The organism is Moorena sp. SIO3I6, assembly GCF_010672095.1.
Genome location: NZ_JAAHHU010000629.1, coordinates 1 through 2,572 on the forward strand (window position 1 = coordinate 1; position 2,572 = coordinate 2,572).

Sequence of the window (2,572 nt, forward strand, 5' to 3'; positions counted from 1 at the left end):
TAAGAATGCGGGGAAGTCATAGAATTTTATCTCATCCTCAAAAGCCAGGTATTGTAGTAGTTCCAGGTAAGCTAAGTGATGATATACCCATCGGAACATTAGGTGCAATTTGGAAACAAGCACAGTTAGGAGATGAACAATGAAAAAATATGCAGTAATTTATGAAAAAGGCGATACCAACTGGGGGGCAATTGTGCCAGATTTACCCGGTTGTGTTAGTATTGGTGACAGTTTGGAAGAAGTCCAAGAAAATGTTAAAGAGGCGATCGCACTTTATCTGGAAGTTTTGGTCGAAAAAGGAGAAAAAATCCCTCAACCTCAAACCCAAGTCGGATTTGTAGAAATAGCAGCTTAATCCCTAGTTTCTCAAAATGCTACAAGATCTCAAGATCTATTGGGTGGGATGGTGCGTTCAGTGATATTCGGTCAATAAATGTCTTGAGAGATCTGGTGTAATCGAACCTACCCTACAAGAGCGTATGCACTCAACCCAACCGACAACAGAGATCACCCTTCCAACCCGCTCGCGCTATTTTATTCCCATTTAATTTTCTTGTGTCAGGCTTTTGATAATCTTTTTAGCCAATCGCTCATTAATTTATCGCACTTCACCAAATCATCAAGATAGAAGCAAGAGAATAAACTGAACGGGCTTCATCGCCTTTTTGGAAATCAATTTATCCAAAAATCCGTTCATAGGTTGGTAATTGTTTAGCCATATTTCCCTTAAAAGCTGGTCAAAGGCTTTTGCTCCCCGCTCGCGGTGGCCGTAGGCCTCCGCTACGGGAAAACCAGATGGGGATTTCAAGGAAAAACTCAAGGAATCACCTATGCGCGATCGCAAACTTTGTGATCAGCTCCAAAAGCTGATTACACTCCTTTTCATTATTAATAAAGAAATGGCCACCAGGAAACATGTGTATCGTGAAAGTGCTACTGGTTTGGTCACCCCAGGCCGCAAGCTCATCACTGTTGGCGTCGGTATCCTCCAAACCTCCGAAAACAGATATCGGACAATTAAGTGGGGGTTCGCTAGTGTAGGTATAGGTTTCGTTCATCCCGAAATCCGCTCTGAGGATCGGTAGAAACAGCTCCATTAGCTCCTGGTTTGCTAGCACAGTATCTGGTGTGCCATTATATAGACGCAATTCTTCGATCAACTCAGACTTGGGCAAGTTATGAAGGGGAGGTTTTCGAGCAGGTACTTGAGGAGCGCGGCGACCGGAAATGAACAGGTGTCGAGGACTCGGGGCTTCCTGGCGGCGGAGTTGACGGGCTAATTCAAAGCTGATTATTGTTCCGAGACTGTGACCAAAAAAGGCAAAGGGGATATCGAGATAGGGCAGTAAACCTGGTGTTAGGGTTTCAATCAGGGGCAATATACCAGTAACCAGGGGTTCCCGCAGTCGCTTGCCCCGTCCAGGGAGTTCCACTGGGCAGACTTCGATATCCGGTGCCAATTGGTCTGGCCAAGTGCGAAAGCTAGAAGCAGCACCACCAGCATAAGGAAAGCAAAATAGGCGCAGGGGGGCTTTAGGATTTGGTTTTGGGCGAGTGATCCAAGAGTTGGTAGTAGTCATTAGTTATTTTGAAGAGAACAGGGAGTAAGGAGTAGGGAGTAGGGAGTAGGGAGTAGTGAACGAAATTATCACAATTCCGACACGGATCCCTATCTTTGGAAAGTAATCAATAGACTTCGCCGCAGAAGTCCGGAAATGGATCACTTTTGTAATACAAGATAATAGGCTTAGTTGTTATGTAAGCATTCAGCTATCAGCTATCAGCTATCAGCTAATGGGCGTTCGTCCCAGCTTCGTTCGCACAGCGTGGCCAAAGGCCAAAGCCTGTGCCACGCACGCTAGGCGAACAGCTTTTGAAGAAAACAGGTAAGCATTGGAATAATGCTGAGTTACTTGGACTTTTAGCTGACGGCTGTTCGCGCAGCGTGAGCTTTTAGCTCACGGCTGAGTGCTGAATGCTTACGTTGTTATTTCACCAAGCCCATAAATAGTTTACATTGAACCTCCCTTGATTTTAAAATAATTGAGAACCAGTTAAGCGATCGCTATAACATCCCAAAATTACTTTATATCTGTTAGACAAAAGCCAATTTAATTGGAGTAATCATTATAGGGTTTTCCAGCCTAATGAGATAAACAGTTTTTTTTCTGTTCCCTGTTCCCTAAAATCCAAAAATTTGTAGTTTACCTAATTTAAAACCGCTATAATTACAAAAAAAACTCTCATATCTTTATGAGAGAACAACTATGAAATAAAGCTGATAATTTTTATAATAACGGTTGTCATCTTGACACAACAATTTAGAAATAATGCTACAGGGGTCATAAATGAATTGTGATAATTTTTGATACCATATTCCCTGTTCCCTGTTCCCTGTTCCCTGTTCCCTGCTCCCTGCTCCCTGTTCCCTACAAACTCTAAACCCAAGGACCTACTATTGCGAATGTGATACCAGGCTCTTGAATGTTCACAAACATGATCCGACCATTGGGTGAGAAGCAAGCACCAGCAAACTCACTGCTGTTGATAGCATTCCGTGCCAACTGGTAAA

General features: G+C 43.4%; 5 protein-coding genes. 2 read left to right on the plus strand and 3 right to left on the minus strand.

Features of this window, described 5'->3' with window-relative positions:
- Positions 1-5: 5 nt before the first annotated feature.
- A complete protein-coding gene (locus F6K49_RS40530; protein ID WP_293106539.1) occupies positions 6-143 on the plus strand; it encodes a type II toxin-antitoxin system HicA family toxin in 138 nt (45 codons plus the stop codon).
- Complete coding sequence (locus tag F6K49_RS40535; RefSeq protein ID WP_075896543.1) at positions 140-355, plus strand: type II toxin-antitoxin system HicB family antitoxin; 216 nt, start codon at positions 140-142, stop codon at positions 353-355. Before F6K49_RS40530 ends, F6K49_RS40535 begins: the two co-directional genes overlap by 4 nt.
- Before the next feature lie 469 nt (positions 356-824).
- Here the strand turns inward: F6K49_RS40535 and F6K49_RS40540 are convergent, their stop codons facing one another.
- From F6K49_RS40540 to F6K49_RS40550, 3 genes are all read right to left on the minus strand, one after another.
- Complete coding sequence (locus tag F6K49_RS40540; RefSeq protein WP_075896539.1) at positions 825-1,580, minus strand: thioesterase II family protein; 756 nt, start codon at positions 1,578-1,580, stop codon at positions 825-827.
- 3 nt (positions 1,581-1,583) lie between these two features.
- Complete coding sequence (locus F6K49_RS40545; RefSeq protein WP_293106536.1) at positions 1,584-1,724, minus strand: hypothetical protein; 141 nt, start codon at positions 1,722-1,724, stop codon at positions 1,584-1,586.
- Positions 1,725-2,438: 714 nt separating this feature from the next.
- Entirely contained in the window at positions 2,439-2,564 is a 126-nt protein-coding gene (locus F6K49_RS40550) for an alkaline phosphatase PhoX (RefSeq protein WP_293106543.1), read from the minus strand.
- Between the last annotated feature and the right edge of the window lie 8 nt (positions 2,565-2,572).

Excerpts from the sequence above, each read along its gene's own strand:
- F6K49_RS40530 (WP_293106539.1), top strand. The coding sequence starts at position 6 with ATGCGGGGAAGTCATAGAATTTTATCTCATCCTCAAAAGCCAGGTATT.
- F6K49_RS40535 (WP_075896543.1), top strand. The coding sequence starts at position 140 with ATGAAAAAATATGCAGTAATTTATGAAAAAGGCGATACCAACTGGGGG.
- F6K49_RS40540 (WP_075896539.1), bottom strand. The coding sequence starts at position 1,580 with ATGACTACTACCAACTCTTGGATCACTCGCCCAAAACCAAATCCTAAA.